Origin of the sequence: Selenomonas sp. AE3005, from assembly GCF_000686945.1 — a bacterium.
GTDB lineage: Bacteria > Bacillota > Negativicutes > Selenomonadales > Selenomonadaceae > Selenomonas_A.
On the sequence record NZ_KK366041.1, the window covers coordinates 1 to 16,900 of the forward strand.

Below are 16,900 nucleotides of genomic sequence, written 5' to 3' on the forward strand. Positions count from 1 at the left end.
AATAAGAAACTAAAAGTTTCTCAAACATCTGGCTTTAATCATGTTGCATGATTATTTGCATTGTTTAGTTTTCAAAGAACAATCTGTTTATCGCCTGTCGTTTCAAGCGACTCACTTATCTTATCGCATTCAGCTTAGCTTGTCAACATCTTTTTTAGAAAATTTTCAAAGCTTTGCGGCCGTCCAAAAACTCATTACCAGTCAAGGTTTGCCGGGCTTTTGCCTGCCGTGTCTGTCAGCGACTCGTATTATGTTACACGCTTTGTCCGTCCCTGTCAACACTTTTTTATAACGAGGCAAGAAAATGTCCCCCACCTCAGCAGGTGGGGGCACGAATACCAAAACAGGCAGCGAGCATATCTCCCGCCTCGTTGAAACGCCAAGAGGAAGTTTTGCCTATGGCAAAACTGGAACAACGGCGTTATAAAAAAATTAAAAAAGGGCCTTAACGGCCCTCTTAAACACCTGTTCACTCTACCTCAATACCTGCCTGCTCGTAGAATTCTGCCAGTACTTCTTCCTGTTTCTGACCTGTATGACTGCCAATCTCATCAGCCATCAATTCACAGGCACGTTGCAGATTGGCAAACAAATTGATAAGACTTTGGTATTTGTTGACTTCAGCATAGCTGCTTTCCAGCATTTTCTTTTGTTCCAGCTGCTGCAAAGCCTCACGCACGGGGCGCTTTACATCCTTCATTTTCATTCCTCCCTGCTAGAAGTTTTGTTATATATATTCTGTCTTAACCGCCCAATACCTCCCATATCTGCAACTTTTTTCTTTCTCTCTGACAGGAATCTTTCTATAAATAAGCGAATATTCACACTAAGTTATCATAATAGTTTTAAAGGAGGGATTTGTATGGAGGCTTTACTTTTATCCCGATGGCAATTTGCCATCACCACCATTTATCACTTCCTGTTCGTACCGCTGACCTTGGGGCTGACCATCTGGGTAGCTCTGCTGGAAACCTGCTATGTACGGACACAGCGCCCCCACTGGAAGGAACCATGCCGGCAGTTGGTGCGGTTCTTTGGTACACTGTTCCTGATAAATTTCAGTTTGGGCGTTGTCACGGGTATTGTACAGGAATTTCACTTTGGCATGAACTGGTCCGAGTACGCCCGGTTCATGGGTGATATCTTCGGTGCCCCCCTGGCTTTGGAGGCGCTGACCGCCTTTTTCCTGGAATCCACTTTCCTGGGTATTTGGATGTTTGGCTGGGATAAATTATCCCCCAAGGTGCATTGCCTCTGTGCCTGGCTTATCGCCATTGGCAGCAATCTGTCAGCCTTTTGGATTCTGGTAGCCAACTCCTTTATGCAGCACCCTGTGGGCTATGTCGTCAACAATGGCCGGGCCGAAATGAATGATTTTCTCGCCCTCGTAACTAATCCTTATGTAATTGGCGAATATTCCCATGCCCTGTTCTCAGGTATTGCCACCACCGGCATACTGGTTCTTTCCGTAGCCGCTTGGAAATACCTGAAAGACGCCGCCTCGCAGGAGGCATTCCGTCATGTACTCCGCGCCGGTGCCATTTATCTGGCTGTCGGTGTAATGGGAGTTATGGGCAGCGGCCACATGCACACCCAGTATCTGGCCACGGCCAATCCCATGAAACTGGCCTCTATGGAGGCGCTGTGGGAAAATGCTGACCCGGCTCCTTTTGCCGTGATGGCCGTAATTGACCAGGACAACCTCAAAAACAGCGCGGAAATTAAAATCCCCACCCTCTTTTCGCTGATGCTTTACAACAAACCATCCGGCGAAGTCAAAGGCATTAACACCATCAATGCGGAAATGGTGTCCAAGTATGGCAACGGTGATTACCGTCCCGATGTTTTTGGTCTTTTCTGGAGTTTCCGCCTGATGGTTGCCTGTGGCGGCGCCATGATGTTCATTGCGTTTGCTGTTGCCGCTCTTACCTGGAGCGAAAAATTCGCTGCCTACCGCTGGCTGTTAAAATTTGTTCCGCTTTCCCTGCCCTTGCCCTTCCTGGCTAATACTGCCGGCTGGTTCATCGCCGAAGGCGGCCGTCAGCCCTGGATTGTAGTAGGACTGCAAAAAACAGCCGACGCTGTTTCCCCCAATTTAACGAGTACAGAAGTATGGCTGACCATGACCGGCTTTACCCTGCTCTATCTTATTCTGATTGTGGCAGCACTATACACAGCCTGCCGTTACATTAAGAAAACATCTATTCCGCTGGAAGGGAGGGACGCATGATGGACTATCCTGTTATTTGGTTCGTGCTGATTGCCGTTTTGTTCACCGGCTTTTTCTTCCTGGAAGGTTTTGATTACGGCGTGGGCATGCTCTGTCCCTTCATCAGTCAGCGTGATGAGGACCGTGGTATGATACTACGTACCATTGGTCCCGTTTGGGATGGCAATGAAGTTTGGATGATTACTGCCGGGGGTGCCCTGTTTGCCGCCTTCCCTCATGTATATGCCACCATGTTCAGCACCTTTTATCTGGCGCTCTTTCTCATGCTCGTTGCTTTAATCCTGCGTGGCGTGGCTTTTGAACTGCGCACCAAGGAAAAATGTACCTGCTGGCGGCGTACCTGGGAATGGTGCATTTTTACCGGCAGCCTTGTACCTGCTTTTCTCTGGGGCGTAGCCGTCAGCGATTTAATGGCCGGCCTGCCCATCGGGGAAAATATGGTCTATCAAGGGAACTTCGCCGGCCTGCTCAGCCCTTACAGCATTCTCGGCGGACTGGTCTTTGTCTTTGTTTTCGCCTATCACGGGGCCGCTTTCCTGCAGCTGCGCCTTGCTGACCAAGGGCTGCGCCAGCGCATTCAGGGGCTGGGCCGTTGTCTGGGACTTTTCGGGGCTCTCTTCTTTGTCTGCTATCTCTTTATGACCAGCAGCTGCACAGATTTGCTGACGCGTCCCTGTGCTCTGATACTTTTTATCAGCACCGCACTGTTCTTTGTTCTCAGCTACCTGCGCTTTTGGCGGCATAGCGGCAAAGTCAGCTTTATCCTCAGCAGTCTGGCCATTGCCAGCGTTACCTTTGGCGTGTTTGCCGGACTCTTTCCCCGGATTATGGTATCGAGCCTCAATCCGGCCTGGAGCCTGACTATCCACAATGCCGCGTCCACTCCCTACACACTGTCCATTATGACCGTGGCTGCCTTTATCCTGGTGCCCATAGTCCTCGTTTACCAGATTTGGACTTACTACATTTTCCGTCAGCGGGTTACGCCCAAAGACCTTTCCCACTAAAACATTACTTACCTGCCGTAAAGGGGCTGCTATGATACCAACACGCTTTAGACTATACTGGCAAAAATATAAGACATCCCTTGTTTACACAGCCCTGCTGTCACTTGCCGCTGCCGGCTTTTGGGCCTTGGCGGCGGCCGTGACCGCCCGTGTGGTAAATGCAGTTTTCCTGGAGGGACGTAATTTCATGGAAACAGCACCAAGTATTTTGGTGCTGTTTCTGTGCCTGTGCTGCTCGCAGCTTGTCAGCTACTGGCAAAATATCCGGCAGGACAAACTGGCCGTCCGTGTCATTACCACGGTACGCCACCAGCTGCACACCGCCGGCCTGCGGAAAACTGCCGCTGACAACGATACTACGCTTTTACAGCTCAGCTGTGACGCCTGCGAACTTTTAGCTGAAGATTTCCGCAGCATTCTCCCCCTGCTGCTCGGGCTGATTATCGGCCTGCCGTTTTACCTGCTGCTGTTTGCCTTTACCGATTACCTTTCCGCCCTTATCTGTCTGGCTACACTGCCCATAGCTCCCATTCTGCTGTACCTGCTGAGCGGCATTACCAAAAAGCGCAGCGCCGCCGCCTGGGAAAATATGCAATCACTCACACAGGGCTTTTACGAATTATTACAAACCCTCCCTCTCTTAAAACTCTTTGCCCAGGAACAGGCGCACCGTGAGTCGGCCCGGCAGCTTATCAGCAATTTTGCCGCTGCCGCATTAGGTGCGCTGCGGCTGGCCTTTCTATCCACCTTTGTTCTGGAACTAATAACCACCTTGTCCATTGCCCTCGTGGCGGTGGTTATCGGCCTGCGCCTGTTGGAGGGGCGCCTTGCCTTCAGCACCGCCTTTTTCATTCTGCTGCTCCTGCCGGAATTTTATCGTCCCCTGCGCCAGAGCGGTGCCGTGTTTCATACACTCATGAATGTTAACACCGCGGCAGCTGAAATTGAAACCTACCTCGCCGCCGCAGACGCGCCGCCGGCTCTAAGCGGCCATAAAGCCAGCTTGCAGGTACCGCCGGCCATCCGGCTCGCTAATATCACCTTCACCTATCCCGAGCGTAACAGTCCCACACTACAGAATTTAAATCTTACCTTCCCGGCCGGCCAAATAACCCTGCTCACCGGCAACAGCGGCTGTGGCAAAAGCACTTTACTTGACATACTGGCCTGCCTGCAGCCACCGGATTCCGGCACCATTTATCTAAACGACCAGTGCCTTTTGACCATGCACCCGGACAGCCAGCAAAAACTTATTGCCTACGCCCCTCAAACGCCCCACCTTTATCAAGGCAGCTTGCAGGAAAATCTGCTGCTCCTGCAGCAGGCTCCCCCCGAACGCTGTCATCAGGCCCTGCGTCTTGCGCAGCTGACGGAATGGTTCAGCACCCTGCCCCAGGGACTGGATACGCCCTTAGGTGCAGGCGGCCAGCCTCTTTCCCAAGGACAGCTGAAACGGCTTGGCCTCGCCCGGCTCATTTTGCAAAATTCCCCTATCATGCTGCTCGACGAACCCACATCCGGCCTTGACCGTCAACTTGAGGAAAAAATCATCCGCACGCTTTCCGTTCTGGCCAAACAACGGACACTTATCATCAACAGCCATCATCCGGCGCTGTTCGAGCTGGCAGATAATATCATCGACCTGAATGACTATCTTCCCAAGGAGGAATGACCATGCTAAAAAATTTATCATTGCTGAGCCCCGGTCATTTTCTCCTGCTGACGGTTGTAAGCCTGCTGGCCCTGCTGACGGGACTTGGCCTGTTGGGAGCTGCGGCCTTTCTCATCACCAAGGCCGCCCTGGCACCGCCCCTCTACACCCTTACCATTGGTATCACGGCCGTAAGAGCCTGCGGTATTGGCCGGGCTGTCTTTCGCTATGGCGAACGGTATCTCACCCATGAGTCTGCCTTCAACCTGCTCACACATCTGCGCCTGCGGCTCTATGACATAGCCTGTCAAAAAATAAGCCAGCCGGAAAAAAAGCTCCCACAAGGCACTATGCTCCAGCAGCTCCTAAGTGGCGCGGAAACTGTCCAAAACTTTTTCCTGCGCGGACTTATGCCGCCGCTCGTCACCCTGCTGGCCAGCCTGCTCCTTGTGCTGCTGCTCTGGCCGCATATTCACGCCTGGTCATTGCTTATCCTGCTGGCCTGGGGCTGTCAGCTGCTCCCCGCAGCAGCTGCGCCGCACGTCAGCAAGGAACGTGAAAGCCTTTATCGCGGTGCCTTACTGGACTACGTCCAAGGGCAAAGGGAACTTGTCACCGCCGGCAGCCTCACACAGGCCATAAGCAGACTTGACAAGTCAGGCGCACAATGGCAAAGTAAACTGCAACAGGAGCAGCAAACACTATACCGCACGGATTTAGTCCTGGGGCTGCTGCGTACTGCCGGCTATATACTGCTGGCCAGCGCCCTTATCCCGGCCATCGGCGTCACGTTGGACGGCATTACCTTTGCCGTCTATCTGCTACTGCTGCTGACACTCTTTGCCGAATTTGCCCCCCTTACAGCTGCCGCCCGACAGTTCCGGCTGGCACAGAATGCCCTGCACGGACTGGCACCTCCGGCCAAAGCTGACGCCTCTGACGTAAACATTACAGAAAGCGGACACCTGCTTGCCGTACATAATCTGGCCTTTGCCTATCCGCAAAGCATCCCCTTGTTTACAGGACTTGATTTTACCATTGTCCCCGGCGGTCACACCGCCATCATCGGTGACAGCGGCAGCGGCAAAACCACCCTGGCCTTATTACTCGCAGGTCTGTGGCCGCCCACTGCCGGCAGCATTTACTATGGCCAACGCACGCCTACTGACCTCATCGCCGCCATACCACAGGGCTGTTGGCTCTTTGCCGCCTCTATCCGTGCCAACTTTGAACACCTTTATCCTGATATCACCGAGGCAGCCATCCATGACAGCCTGCAAACAGCCCAGCTGTCACAGGTTGTCCAAAAACTCCCCCAAGGGATTGACACGCCTTTGGGCGAAAATGCCTGCTGCCTCTCCGGCGGCGAACGGAACCGGCTCCAGGCCGCCCTGCTGTTAGCCAGTCCTGCCCCCGTGCTGCTCTTTGATGAACCCACGGCCGGACTTGACAAGTCAACCGCTGACAAACTGCTTAATGCCATTATTGACAAGTCAACTCTGACAGTTCAGACTGTCATTGTCATAACCCACGATTTACCCCAGTTACACCGTTTTTCCCAGGTAATAAATCTTTCCCCCACATAAAGGAGTGTATCTGACATGTCAAAAAAACAACTGAAAAACTATCTTATTCCCACAATGTTACTGGCCCTTATGGCCATGCCCCTGCCTGCACACGCCGGCTTTGGCACAGGGATTGGCGTGACCTTCCCGATTTCCGGCTCCTCCTCTGGTGAAAGAATCAACAATACCTACGCCGCTTTGGAGTATGATGTGCTGACCGAAGAACTGAACATCATGGAAAAACACGGGCGCCTTGTTATGGAATTTAAAATCAGCAACACGAGTGATAAGCCTTATACCATACAGCAAAAAACCGGCCAGGTCTATGACTTCATTATCTCCGACAAACACGGCCGCAAACTCTGGCAATGGTCTGACGGCATGGCCTTTACCCAGGCGCTCACCAATACAGTCATTCCCCCCCATGATTTCATCGTGCACAAAGCCGAACTCGAAAGCAAAGATTACCGCAAAATAAAAGAGCAGGCAGTTGTCGTAACCACCTGGCTCCTGAATACTCCGTGCCGCCTGACGGCCAAAGTCCCCACCCACACCGCAGCCAATACCACACCGATACTGATTCACGGTGGCGTTATCTTCGGTCATAGATAAAGAAAACAGCACCTTGCCTGCAGGGTGCTGTTCTTATCTGCATTATTAGATTTTATCATAAATCTCACGACGATGGCCTACTGTCAAGGCCAAGATAACTAATTCTTCATCTTGAATGTCACATATCAGGCGATAGTCACCGATTCTATACCGCCACAGACCATTTAGATTTGCCGTTAAGCCTTTTCCGTGTTCGCGTGGATTATCACAGGCAAGCAAATTCTTTTGAATCCATGATTTCAAAATGCGCTGCGTGTATTTATCCAACTTCTTAAATTCCTTATCAAAACGCGGCGTAGTTTCCACTCTGTAACTCATAAATCGAGTTCCTTCCACAAGTCATCAATAGGGCGGCTCTTCTTACCACTATTGATATATTCCGCATAGGCGTCCTCAGCTACTGTTATATCATACTCCTCTTGAATCTTCTCAAACAATGCCCGTTTGAACACTTCTCCTAACGAAAGCGAATGCAGCTTGGCATAACTTTCTGCCAACAATCGCTCCTCATCAGTAAGCCGAATTGAAAAAGCCACTTCAGACACCTCCTTTTTAGTACATTGTACTACGAATATATTTCAACAGTCAATTATTTTCGAGCCAGCCAGCATTTTAATTACCTTAGAATTTACACAGCGAGTTCAAATAACGTTTTAACGAAATCGTCGGTTATCCGGCAGCACAGTGTGTGCTAAAAGCCTGCTTACGCAGGCTTTTTTATTTTCCCTGCTATATTTATTCTCTGTACAAAAATATTTTCCTTTTTTATAACGCCTTTTTCCTAAAAGCAAGGGATTGACAACGGCCGTCTATGCCGTTACATTTTACTATAGTATTTAATTTTGATATTTTTCTGCCCGGATGGAGGCTTTCTTGTTGCAAATACTTTTTACCTTGGGCGTGGCCATTTGTGGTGGTTTTATTCTCTCCCTGGTCAATGCGCCGCTGCCGTGGACGCTGGGGCCGGTGGCAGCGGTTTCGCTCACTTCACTCTTGCGCAAAGAGCAGCTGACCTGGCCGCTGCTGATACGCAATATCGCCCTGATTCCCTTGGGCTACTCGATGGGGCGCCCCTTTACAGTGGAAACAGGCCAGGCCATTATCAGCCAGCTGCCATTTATGCTTATGGCCACATTTGTCACCATTTGCGCCGGCCTTTTTTCTGCCTGGCTGATGTTTCGCCGGACGAAAATTGATTTTACCAGCTGCCTGCTAGGCTGTGTGCCCGGCGGCTTATCCCAGATGGTTATACTGGCGGCGGAAATGAAAGATGTTGACCTGACCGCTGTGACCATCATGCAAACAATGCGCATGCTTTCCGTGGTGTTTGTGATTCCTTTTCTGGCCATTCATGTATTGCCAGCTGATGGCCCGGCGGCGCATTTGGCCGTCAGCGAGTCTACGGGAAATATCCTTGTATTTGCCTTGGCAGCTGTCAGCGGCGCTGTAATCGGCCGGCTGATAAAGCTGCCCACCGCCAATTTGCTCGGGCCTTTGCTTGCCACGGCAGTTTATATCGTCTGCTCCGGTCACACCGCCCCCATTATTCCCCAGCATTACCTGTATGTAGCTCAGATTTGTGTTGGCAGTTACATCGGCAGCAGCATTGACCTGCGAAAAATCCGCGACTACCACGGCATGGGGCCGGTACTTGTCGGCAGTGTCCTGCTGGTTCTCTGTGTATCTATGGCGATGGGCTGCGTGCTGGCCTATTGCACGCCGTCCACCATTGTCACCAGTTTCCTGTCCACAGCCCCCGGTGGCCTGGCGGAAATGGGCATAACAGCCTTGACTGTCGGCGCGGACAGCTTCACTATGACCGCTTATCAGCTGACCAGATTACTCTTTATCATGCTGGTCTTTCCCTACGTGGTGCGCTTTATCCTAAAAAAATTCAAATTCCAGTAAAAAACGCTGCAGACGTGTAATCGCCTGCAGCGTTTTGTTATTCGGCGGTGTCGCCAAAATCTCCCGCACCATGTCTGTACTTATATACCTCGGCCTCATGTTCGGCCTGTGTTTTTTTGATGACCTCGTCATACCCTGTCAAGGCGGCAAAAGGGGCAAACTGCGCCGCCCGTTTTTCGCGGGGCATAGCCGGGTGTTTGACCGATACGTGATGGGGCAGGTTGATAATATCGCCATACTTTTGCCAAACGGCTTGCTCATCTGTCATGCCTTGTGCCCTCCAATCTGGTCATTACGGGCTATGGTGGTGCCCTCTTTCCGCAGGTTGCTGCCCTTTAAGATGGCATTTTTGCCAAACTTTTCCTTAATGGCAATCATGGTATGCTGCAAGGATTTTTCCCGGCGGTCAGCCTCCCTTTCCGCCGCCTGCTTTTGGCCGTCCACGGCGTAATCCGTAAACAAAGCAAGCTGCTCGTCTTTAGGCTCAGCTTTTTGCACCTGCTCCTCCGTCAGCACATGATTGGCCGTCACCGTCACCCGGCGGATAAAAAGATTGTGCTGCACTATCTTTTGGTACAGTTCCACCACCGCCTGCAAAATCTTCCTGCTGGAGGAAGTATATCCTTCCAGCTTTACCGAACCATGCACCGGCTTGGGCACCGTACGCCCGTAATGGTCCGTATGCACAGCCCCGTGATAATTGTGGCGCAGCTCTGTATCCTGCATATTCACAATATCATAGCCCACGTCCAGTACAATCTGGTCAGTAAGCAGCCCTTTTGCCACCAAATCGAGCACCAGCAAATCGGTCATTTCCCAAACAATGAGCTGGCCGCTGGCAAAATCATAAGGTTCCATCAATACCTGTCCGGAGCTTATACTGTTCGTCAAGGGGCGGTAATTTTTTATCTCAGCCATAGTGCATGGTTCCCAGCCCCAGGCGTGGTCAATCAGTAATTCCGCATTGACGCCAAAGAGTTTATACAGCAGGTCCTCATTATGGTAATCCTGTGGCCGGCCTAACGAACATCTGGCCACATCGCCCATCGTTAAGAGGCCATGCTCCTGCAGTTTTTTGGCATAGCCCTTGCCCACGCGCCAAAAATCCGTCAGCGGGCGGTGGTTCCATAATTTTTGCCGGTAGCTCATTTCGTCCAGTTCGGCAATGCGCACGCCGTCTTTGTCCGGCGGCATGTGTTTGGCCACAATATCCATGGCAATTTTGGCCAGGTACAGATTAGTGCCAATGCCAGCCGTCGCTGTAATATTTGTTTCCTGCAAGACATCGCGAATCATGCGCAGAGCCAATTCCCGCGGGGTTGTATGATAACTGGCCAGATAGGGAGCAGCATTGATAAAGACCTCGTCAATGCTGTACACGTGAATATCCTCCGGCGCCACATAGCGCAGGTAGACATCGTAAATCTGCCGGCTGACATCCATATACTTCGCCATTTGCGGCTTGGCCACCACATAGGCCACAGCCATCTGTGGATTGGCTTTCAGCTCAGTATCTTCCACTGATTCCCCGACCAGCTTGTGCCCGAGGATTTTGCTCTGGCGCTGCCTATTAACTTGTTTTATTTTCTGCTCCACCTCAAACAACCGCGCCCGTCCGGGAATGCCGTAAGCCTTCAGCGCCGGTGATACCGCCAGGCAGATGGTCTTGGCCGTCCGCGATTCATCTGCCACCACCAGATTGGCGGTCAGGGGATTTAAGCCGCGTATCTGACACTCCACTGACGCATAAAATGATTTGAGGTCGATAGCAATATATACGTCCTTCATTTTCTCGTCCATGGTTACATTTTAGCACAAACTGCATAAAAAAACCTGCTGCCCCCATTATGGGACAACAGGTTTTTACGTCAGGCCTGAATATCTACCAGCGCGCCCAGATTAGGGTCAAGGCTTTCCAGCTGTTCGAGCATTTCCTCGGTGCCGGTTTCCGTAGTATCCATAGCCATTTTGAGGACAGCCATGCCCATGTCCTGCATGGCCTGGCCCTGATGCATGCTCACCGACATTGCGGCGATACTCATATCCATTGTCTGCACCTCCTAGCTAGTCAGAGCAGCACATCCTTGTGCTACTCTATATATCGAATAATTTAGCCGCAAGTTAAGCATTTTTTTGCCGCTCACGAATTCCCCCGTCATTTCTGCAGGAAAAAGCCCCGGCCGGATATTTTATAGTTTTTGCTGTCACCCGTCTGATTTACCACCAGTTCCGTGAAATACAACACAGACCTGTCATCCACCTTATAAGCCTCGTCCAGGTAAACTTTATTATTGCCCGTGCCCTCCGGCTGAGCTGCCATCAACTTTCTCACATAGGGACTGACATTCACCTTGCGCTCCTTGCCGTCTTCCAGCTTTATGACCGCCTCGTTCTTTTTGATGGTAAATGTATAGGCAACTTTATAACCTTCTACCGGTATGCCGCTGTGTCTGGGGGCAAATACCACCTTGTTTTTTTGCTGGGGGGGATTTTTCTTATTATCTTTTTTCGTCTGGGGATAGTAATCATTCCAAGCTATATTTTTTACCTGCAGGCCAAAGGCCTCATTGCTCTCTTTAAGATATTTTTCCTTACGGATATAGTCCACACAGCTCTTGATAGCCGGCGCCCGTTCCGGGGATATGGGGTGACTCATGATAATCTCGCCATCCTCATACAGACCTTCCTGCTCCAGCAGTCCGATTAAACGTGCCTGCTGATTATGCAAAGGTACGCGCATTACATTCAGCGGCGTAACGGTAAACACCATCAGCAGCGCCGCACCTATCAGCAGCAGAGGCCGTATCCCCAGACGCCAAAAACCAAAATTCAGCAGCAATATTCCATAGGCCGTACAAATCATGGACGCATAGCGCAATTGCGTAAGCCCATAGGCATAATAGCGAATCCACACGCCATAAAACTGCAGGACAAGAATCGGGATAAACAGAATAAGCGCCCAACGCATAAACTTTTTAAACCATGACCACTCGGTATCATTCCAAAAGAAGTAGAAAAATCCATATCCCAGCAAGGCCAGCGACGCATACCAGTTCATTTCTCCGACAGGCATGGACTGCCAAATAATTATCTTGCCAATATACAGATAGAGAATCAACAGCAGCAGCGCATAGCCGGGAAACAGCAGGTACTTAACGGTCCTGGCCGTAAAGGAATCTGATACAAGGTTTAACGCTTTCGTTGTTGACAACAATACCAAAAAGGCATAAACGCCAAAGGTAAAAGGCACCACAATAGCCAGAAATATCTCCAGTTCCTTAGGCAGCGGTACCAGCAAAGTATGCACTGCCGATATGCAGGTAGTTATAAGCATGCCAAACAGGGACGTAAGTGCCAGCGCCGCCGCAAATGTATACACACATTTCCGCAGGTGCTTGCTCTGCTGTTCCTTATCGGTGGGCAGCAGCAAATAACAGACTATTATCAGCCAAAAACAGGGTGATACAATATGAAACATCATATTCTCGAACCCCTGCAATATTCTTGTGCCGCCCTCCAGCACGGCCCCCCATAAGGCAAGCAGCCCCCAGATTTTCCAGCGGTATTTCCCCGGCTGCCATTGCGGTCTGCGCTCGCGCCATAACTCAGCCGCTACCGCCACCAAGATAAGCGATAGCAGACGTTCCGTCCAATGTATCCATTCAATACCTGACTCCTCAATATTGCCGCCCAGCAAAAATACACCTTGATATACAAGGTGTACCATATTAAGCAAGGCAGCCTCAGGAAAGTGCTCCCACAACATTCTGCTGCCCTGTTTGATTATTTCTTTGTAGTTCTCTCTGAGGTATTGAAAATTAAAAGCCTGTTTATTCCACATTTAATTATCACCACTTCTTCAGTATTCCCCTGCCATTTTCTGAAGAATATGATAACACCTTATCATTATATTTTTATTAAAAACAGAGAAAAGCCTAATCCAGTAATATACCTGATCAGGCTTTTGCTTTTACGTAATTATTTTATCCTTATAGTTGGCGTCCAGGGAATACGGCGCGGTCTGCTGCAGGTGGGAATCGTCTCGCAAGTAGGAATCGTATTATCGTTCAATACCACTTTTATGCCCGCCTGCAAATCTCTGGCACTTCCCCCTGCCACCATATCCATGTCGGCGAAATTCATTACGTTCTTTTTCATTTTAATTACCCCCTCAACTTTTATGTTGTTGTTGATTTATCTTTCTGTTCTTTATATCCATCATCAGCAAAAGTGTGTAGTATGTTTAAAAAAATTTTGCAGGATTTTTTTCAGTTGAGGGTATTCCCGGTTATGCTCGGGACTTTTTTTCTTTGCGGAGCCGTTTGTTCTCGTACATCACCTTGTCTGCCCGCCGGGCAACGTCGATTACCGCCGGGTCAAATTCGGGGTCGTACACGGCAACACCCATGGATATATTAGCCTGTTCCCACTCATGTTCTGCTGCAGCACATATTTCTTCCCGATATTCGCGGAACAGATTAAAGAGCTTATCCCGGTCGCGGAAATCTTCATTTTCCATAATGACTGCGAATTCATCGCCGCCAATGCGGAATACAGGACTATGCTTGAAAGTGCGGCATATTAACTGGCTGGCCTTCTTGATGTATATATCACCTTTGTCATGGCCGTAAAAGTCATTGATGTATTTGAGGTTATCACAGTCAAAAACGCCAATGGCAAACATCAGCCCCTCGGTATGATTGTCCATCAAATCCTGCAGCTTTTGCATATAAGCGCCATAGCCGGCTTTGTTCCGCACGGAAGTCATCGCATCATAATAAACTTTTCGATTGAGATTATCAATATTCGCCTTGGTCTTCTCTACCAGTCCCATAAATGACCGTGTAAGGATACCAATCTCGTCATTGTTATTATCTTCCAGTACAACATCATAATCCCCGTCGGCAACCTGCTGCGCGGCCTGGGCCAGATTATGCAGCGGGTTGGTAATACGGGTGGCGAAACGCATCATTACGAAACTGGCTATGAGCAGAATGATAAAGGCGGCGAAAATTGTGCGTGAAATCATTCTTTGCCAGATGCTGTTGATTTCCGCTAAGGGTACAGTCACATAAAGCCGCATGCCATTGCTCAGCGGCACCCAGCAAGCCTCCTTCAATGTACCATCGAAATGATATCGTACATGATGGTCACCTACGACCTGGTCAGGTGAATCGATGGCCACTTTTTCGCCATACTGCAGCGTTGATTCCATCTGTGGGTGGTAAATAACATTGGAATTCTCATCGAGGATAAAGGCGTAGCCATTCTCAAAGAGCTTGATTTTTTCTACCTCCTTGGCTAAAGTCTCATAATCGATTTCCATACCTACTACACCGGCAAATTGTCCCTTACAGTAAACAGGAACATTGTAGGAAATGACGCGGACTCCCAGATTTTCTGTATGATAAGGCGGCAGCCAAATCCCTTTTTTCAAGGATTTGGGAATCGTAAACCAGCCTATCGCTGATGTGTCATTGGTGTCGTACTGCGTAATGTCCGTTACTTCATGTTCCTGAAATCCTATGTCGTTCTGCCGGACATACCAGAAACCCGGATGTTCCTTCGAGAATTCAGGGTCGAGACGGAAATAATACGTGAGGACGCCATTGGTGTTATGGGAAACTTTACCAAACAGATGACGCACGTTTTCTATCTCACTGTTTATCTGTTCCATGGGCATCGTTTCAAAGTTGTCCTGCACCAGGGTAGCTACCGTTTCTACCGAGCGCTCTACACCATTAAAATAAGCCTCCAGATTCATGGCACCCGTTGTACATTTCAGATGAATCATCTGGTCAGCGTCGCTTTTGCCCAACGTTTTGATAGAGTAAACACCTATATACGTAGCGATACTTAACGCTACAACAATCGCACTTAACGTCAATAAAGTGAATTTTGTTCGTATGGAACGCATGCTCATGTCCCTCCCATTTATACCACTCTTCCCACTATGTACTTTCAACATTCGTAAACAAAATCCTGCTACAAAATTTACAAGCCCGGAATACGTAGAACACCGCATTTAGGGACACGTTGATGAATTTCTAATCATTAAACTCTATCGCCTCTCACCTGCCATCAGCGCCAAATTTGACATGTCATCTTGTATTGCTACTCTCATAATTTAGTATAAACTCTGAAAGCCCTTGATACATAAGGGGTGCGGCGTTTTACCAATTTCATAAGTTAGTATAATTTCTTACCATTATAAACGCTGGTGGCCCTACAGTGGCCCTACATTTTTTGGGTATCAGGAAAGGTTGTTCATAGCTTACTCGTCAAGTTGACGGTTTTTTTTGTCTATTTAGGGTGTTACCCCCCCAGCGCTATCCCTGCTTTGGTGGACGCTGACGACCAGAGCGACCTGCGACCGCTTTGACCTGTCAGCGTCCACGTCGCCAGGGACACCGCTCCCGCCCTCATAAAGCTGCTGCGTATCTGACAAGTCAGGCGGGGCTGGACAGCAGGGCTGCGTTCCCTCTTTTCTCCTTCCGTCAGGTCATGTCACGACGTGCCACCGCGCCCTGCCCTGACTCCCTCCGGCAATCGGTCACTCCGCCCCGCAGACCAGCCCGGACATAACCCGTCACTGGTAACGGGTGTCCGTTGACTTGGGTGGACAGGAAAGGCGGGACAGCAGTACGCAGTCCCGCCTTATCCTGTCCACGTCGTCACCGACACGGACTCACTTGACCAGTCAATCTTGATTTGGGTAAACATGTTTCAAAAGATAATGCGTCAGGTTCGGGGTTCGGGACGTGCTGGCGCACCTCCCGCTCGCTTTGTTCCGGCCACCGCAGGCCGTGGCGTTGCCGTTAGTTCCAGCTTGCAAGTTGGGCGGCACTGAGGGCAGGGAGCCTTAGCTTTGGTGGACAGGCCTGTCCCCTCGGAATGCCACTGGCATTCCTCGACGCATCCGACACGAGCACGAAAAGGGACTGGGATGAAACGCTTTCGCATGTTTCATCCCAGTCCCCGTTTTTACAGGATTTTTCCTTAATACGGTTTCAGGTAATCGTTATAATCCTTAAATCCTTTTTGGGCCAGCTCCATCAATTCTTTTTTCAATTCTTCTTCGGCTTTTTATTTCTCTATTTTCTTTTTGCGTTCCTCCATTTCAGCTTTCTTAAAACCGAATGGGTCAGATGGATCTTTAACCGGACGATAAGTCGGAACACTATCGTAGTCAATTTCTACGCCACCAGCTACCTTATCCAGTTTCGTATCGTCCATCTTATTCATGAACTTCTTATCCATTTTATTTTTCTCCTTACAATCTGATGATATGCCCTCTGTCTATGTCTTAGCCTATATCGCTATTAGTCCGGTTTTTTCTTTGCCAGCCATTATGGGCCTAACCAACCGCTTGCGTTTTGTGTTTTATCTATGTCTACATTTGCTGCCATAGAATTTACAGTACCGTTTTCATCTACATTAGCTGCCATAGAATTTGCGTTACTGTCACGGGGACGTTTCTTGCTCCCACCGGGATTGCATCGTCCACCAGATACCTTATCCATTTCCATATCGTCCATCTTGTTCTTATTCATCTCATCCATTTTGTTTTCCTCCTCACAATCTTGAGTGTTGTTTTTGCTGCGTTCTATTCTTTATATCGTTGAAATAGGGAAAGTGTTTATATTTTTTTGAAAAAAATACAACACCACGAGAGAACGTGCGCCGCCGGGCGCATGCACAAAAGGTGCTGTGGATAAAATACGTTCAAATTTTATCCACAGCACCTGTCTATGTCTTAGCCTATATCGCTATTAGCTGCCATAGAATTTGCATTACACATTGATTTTATGACCACCAGCGATAGGGAGTTTCATTTGTGTTTCATCTACATTTGCTGCCATAGAATTTGCGTTACTTTTAGGATGACGGAATCCACCTCTTCCTCTCCCACCAGCTACCTTGTCCA

17 protein-coding genes are annotated in these 16,900 nt (G+C 49.5%); 6 read left to right on the forward strand and 11 right to left on the reverse strand.

Annotated elements, in window-relative coordinates:
* Positions 1-469 precede the first annotated feature (469 nt).
* Positions 470-700: a hypothetical protein gene (locus DL94_RS0113120; RefSeq protein ID WP_028130559.1), complete on the reverse strand. Its 231-nt coding sequence runs from the start codon at positions 698-700 to the stop codon at positions 470-472.
* A 162-nt stretch (positions 701-862) separates the two neighbouring features.
* Between DL94_RS0113120 and DL94_RS0113125 the strand changes: the two genes are divergently transcribed.
* The 5 genes from DL94_RS0113125 to DL94_RS0113145 are packed head-to-tail and all read left to right on the forward strand — an operon-like array spanning position 863 to position 7,065.
* Positions 863-2,230: a cytochrome ubiquinol oxidase subunit I gene (locus tag DL94_RS0113125; RefSeq protein WP_028130560.1), complete on the forward strand. Its 1,368-nt coding sequence runs from the start codon at positions 863-865 to the stop codon at positions 2,228-2,230.
* Positions 2,230-3,237 carry a cytochrome d ubiquinol oxidase subunit II gene (cydB, locus tag DL94_RS0113130; protein WP_028130561.1) on the forward strand — a complete coding sequence of 336 codons (1,008 nt, stop codon included), beginning with the start codon at positions 2,230-2,232 and terminating at the stop codon, positions 3,235-3,237. The genes DL94_RS0113125 and cydB overlap by 1 nt, the downstream gene beginning before the upstream one ends.
* Positions 3,238-3,268: 31 nt before the next feature.
* Positions 3,269-4,909 carry a thiol reductant ABC exporter subunit CydD gene (cydD, locus tag DL94_RS0113135; RefSeq protein ID WP_028130562.1) on the forward strand — a complete coding sequence of 547 codons (1,641 nt, stop codon included), beginning with the start codon at positions 3,269-3,271 and terminating at the stop codon, positions 4,907-4,909.
* Positions 4,910-4,911: 2 nt separating this feature from the next.
* Positions 4,912-6,474, forward strand: coding sequence for an amino acid ABC transporter ATP-binding/permease protein (locus tag DL94_RS0113140; RefSeq protein WP_051586467.1), 1,563 nt, complete (start codon positions 4,912-4,914; stop codon positions 6,472-6,474).
* A gap of 15 nt (positions 6,475-6,489) precedes the next feature.
* Positions 6,490-7,065 carry a BsuPI-related putative proteinase inhibitor gene (locus DL94_RS0113145; protein WP_037371961.1) on the forward strand — a complete coding sequence of 192 codons (576 nt, stop codon included), beginning with the start codon at positions 6,490-6,492 and terminating at the stop codon, positions 7,063-7,065.
* Positions 7,066-7,110: 45 nt separating this feature from the next.
* On the opposite strand, the gene DL94_RS0113150 is transcribed toward DL94_RS0113145, so the two are convergent.
* Together DL94_RS0113150 and relB are read right to left on the reverse strand one after the other, a co-directional pair.
* Positions 7,111-7,383, reverse strand: coding sequence for a type II toxin-antitoxin system RelE family toxin (locus DL94_RS0113150; RefSeq protein WP_028130565.1), 273 nt, complete (start codon positions 7,381-7,383; stop codon positions 7,111-7,113).
* Positions 7,380-7,601: a type II toxin-antitoxin system RelB family antitoxin gene (relB, locus tag DL94_RS0113155; protein WP_028130566.1), complete on the reverse strand. Its 222-nt coding sequence runs from the start codon at positions 7,599-7,601 to the stop codon at positions 7,380-7,382. The genes DL94_RS0113150 and relB overlap by 4 nt, the downstream gene beginning before the upstream one ends.
* Before the next feature lie 340 nt (positions 7,602-7,941).
* Here relB and DL94_RS0113160 point away from each other — a divergent pair, with 340 nt between their 5' ends.
* A complete protein-coding gene (locus DL94_RS0113160; RefSeq protein WP_231464713.1) occupies positions 7,942-8,973 on the forward strand; it encodes an AbrB family transcriptional regulator in 1,032 nt (343 codons plus the stop codon).
* A 37-nt stretch (positions 8,974-9,010) separates the two neighbouring features.
* Here the strand turns inward: DL94_RS0113160 and DL94_RS0113165 are convergent, their stop codons facing one another.
* The 8 genes from DL94_RS0113165 to DL94_RS0113200 form a co-directional block, all read right to left on the reverse strand.
* Complete coding sequence (locus DL94_RS0113165; RefSeq protein ID WP_028130568.1) at positions 9,011-9,241, reverse strand: hypothetical protein; 231 nt, start codon at positions 9,239-9,241, stop codon at positions 9,011-9,013.
* Entirely contained in the window at positions 9,238-10,761 is a 1,524-nt protein-coding gene (locus DL94_RS0113170) for a Y-family DNA polymerase (RefSeq protein ID WP_028130569.1), read from the reverse strand. The genes DL94_RS0113165 and DL94_RS0113170 overlap by 4 nt, the downstream gene beginning before the upstream one ends.
* Positions 10,762-10,841: 80 nt before the next feature.
* A complete protein-coding gene (locus DL94_RS0113175) occupies positions 10,842-11,021 on the reverse strand; it encodes a YjfB family protein (protein ID WP_028130570.1) in 180 nt (59 codons plus the stop codon).
* 107 nt (positions 11,022-11,128) lie between these two features.
* Entirely contained in the window at positions 11,129-12,814 is a 1,686-nt protein-coding gene (locus DL94_RS0113180; protein ID WP_028130571.1) for a DUF4153 domain-containing protein, read from the reverse strand.
* A 137-nt stretch (positions 12,815-12,951) separates the two neighbouring features.
* On the reverse strand, positions 12,952-13,131 hold the full coding sequence (locus DL94_RS0113185) for a hypothetical protein (RefSeq protein ID WP_028130572.1): 180 nt from the start codon (positions 13,129-13,131) through the stop codon (positions 12,952-12,954).
* A 130-nt stretch (positions 13,132-13,261) separates the two neighbouring features.
* Entirely contained in the window at positions 13,262-14,890 is a 1,629-nt protein-coding gene (locus tag DL94_RS0113190; RefSeq protein ID WP_028130573.1) for a sensor domain-containing diguanylate cyclase, read from the reverse strand.
* Between the two features lie 1,169 nt (positions 14,891-16,059).
* Positions 16,060-16,233 (reverse strand): hypothetical protein, encoded by a 174-nt coding sequence (locus tag DL94_RS16190; protein ID WP_156031876.1) that lies wholly within the window; start codon positions 16,231-16,233, stop codon positions 16,060-16,062.
* An 89-nt stretch (positions 16,234-16,322) separates the two neighbouring features.
* Positions 16,323-16,535: a hypothetical protein gene (locus tag DL94_RS0113200; RefSeq protein ID WP_028130574.1), complete on the reverse strand. Its 213-nt coding sequence runs from the start codon at positions 16,533-16,535 to the stop codon at positions 16,323-16,325.
* Positions 16,536-16,900 lie beyond the last annotated feature (365 nt).

Bases quoted from the DNA above. Each gene is read 5' to 3' on its own strand.
- DL94_RS0113185 (WP_028130572.1), bottom strand. From the start codon at position 13,131: ATGAAAAAGAACGTAATGAATTTCGCCGACATGGATATGGTGGCAGGG.
- cydD (WP_028130562.1), top strand. From the start codon at position 3,269: ATGATACCAACACGCTTTAGACTATACTGGCAAAAATATAAGACATCC.
- DL94_RS0113145 (WP_037371961.1), top strand. From the start codon at position 6,490: ATGTCAAAAAAACAACTGAAAAACTATCTTATTCCCACAATGTTACTG.
- DL94_RS0113200 (WP_028130574.1), bottom strand. From the start codon at position 16,535: ATGGATGAGATGAATAAGAACAAGATGGACGATATGGAAATGGATAAG.
- DL94_RS0113140 (WP_051586467.1), top strand. From the start codon at position 4,912: ATGCTAAAAAATTTATCATTGCTGAGCCCCGGTCATTTTCTCCTGCTG.
- DL94_RS0113175 (WP_028130570.1), bottom strand. From the start codon at position 11,021: ATGGATATGAGTATCGCCGCAATGTCGGTGAGCATGCATCAGGGCCAG.
- DL94_RS0113125 (WP_028130560.1), top strand. From the start codon at position 863: ATGGAGGCTTTACTTTTATCCCGATGGCAATTTGCCATCACCACCATT.
- DL94_RS0113170 (WP_028130569.1), bottom strand. From the start codon at position 10,761: ATGAAGGACGTATATATTGCTATCGACCTCAAATCATTTTATGCGTCA.
- DL94_RS0113120 (WP_028130559.1), bottom strand. From the start codon at position 700: ATGAAGGATGTAAAGCGCCCCGTGCGTGAGGCTTTGCAGCAGCTGGAA.
- DL94_RS16190 (WP_156031876.1), bottom strand. From the start codon at position 16,233: ATGGATAAGAAGTTCATGAATAAGATGGACGATACGAAACTGGATAAG.
- DL94_RS0113150 (WP_028130565.1), bottom strand. From the start codon at position 7,383: ATGAGTTACAGAGTGGAAACTACGCCGCGTTTTGATAAGGAATTTAAG.
- DL94_RS0113190 (WP_028130573.1), bottom strand. From the start codon at position 14,890: ATGCGTTCCATACGAACAAAATTCACTTTATTGACGTTAAGTGCGATT.
- cydB (WP_028130561.1), top strand. From the start codon at position 2,230: ATGGACTATCCTGTTATTTGGTTCGTGCTGATTGCCGTTTTGTTCACC.
- DL94_RS0113165 (WP_028130568.1), bottom strand. From the start codon at position 9,241: ATGACAGATGAGCAAGCCGTTTGGCAAAAGTATGGCGATATTATCAAC.
- DL94_RS0113180 (WP_028130571.1), bottom strand. From the start codon at position 12,814: ATGTGGAATAAACAGGCTTTTAATTTTCAATACCTCAGAGAGAACTAC.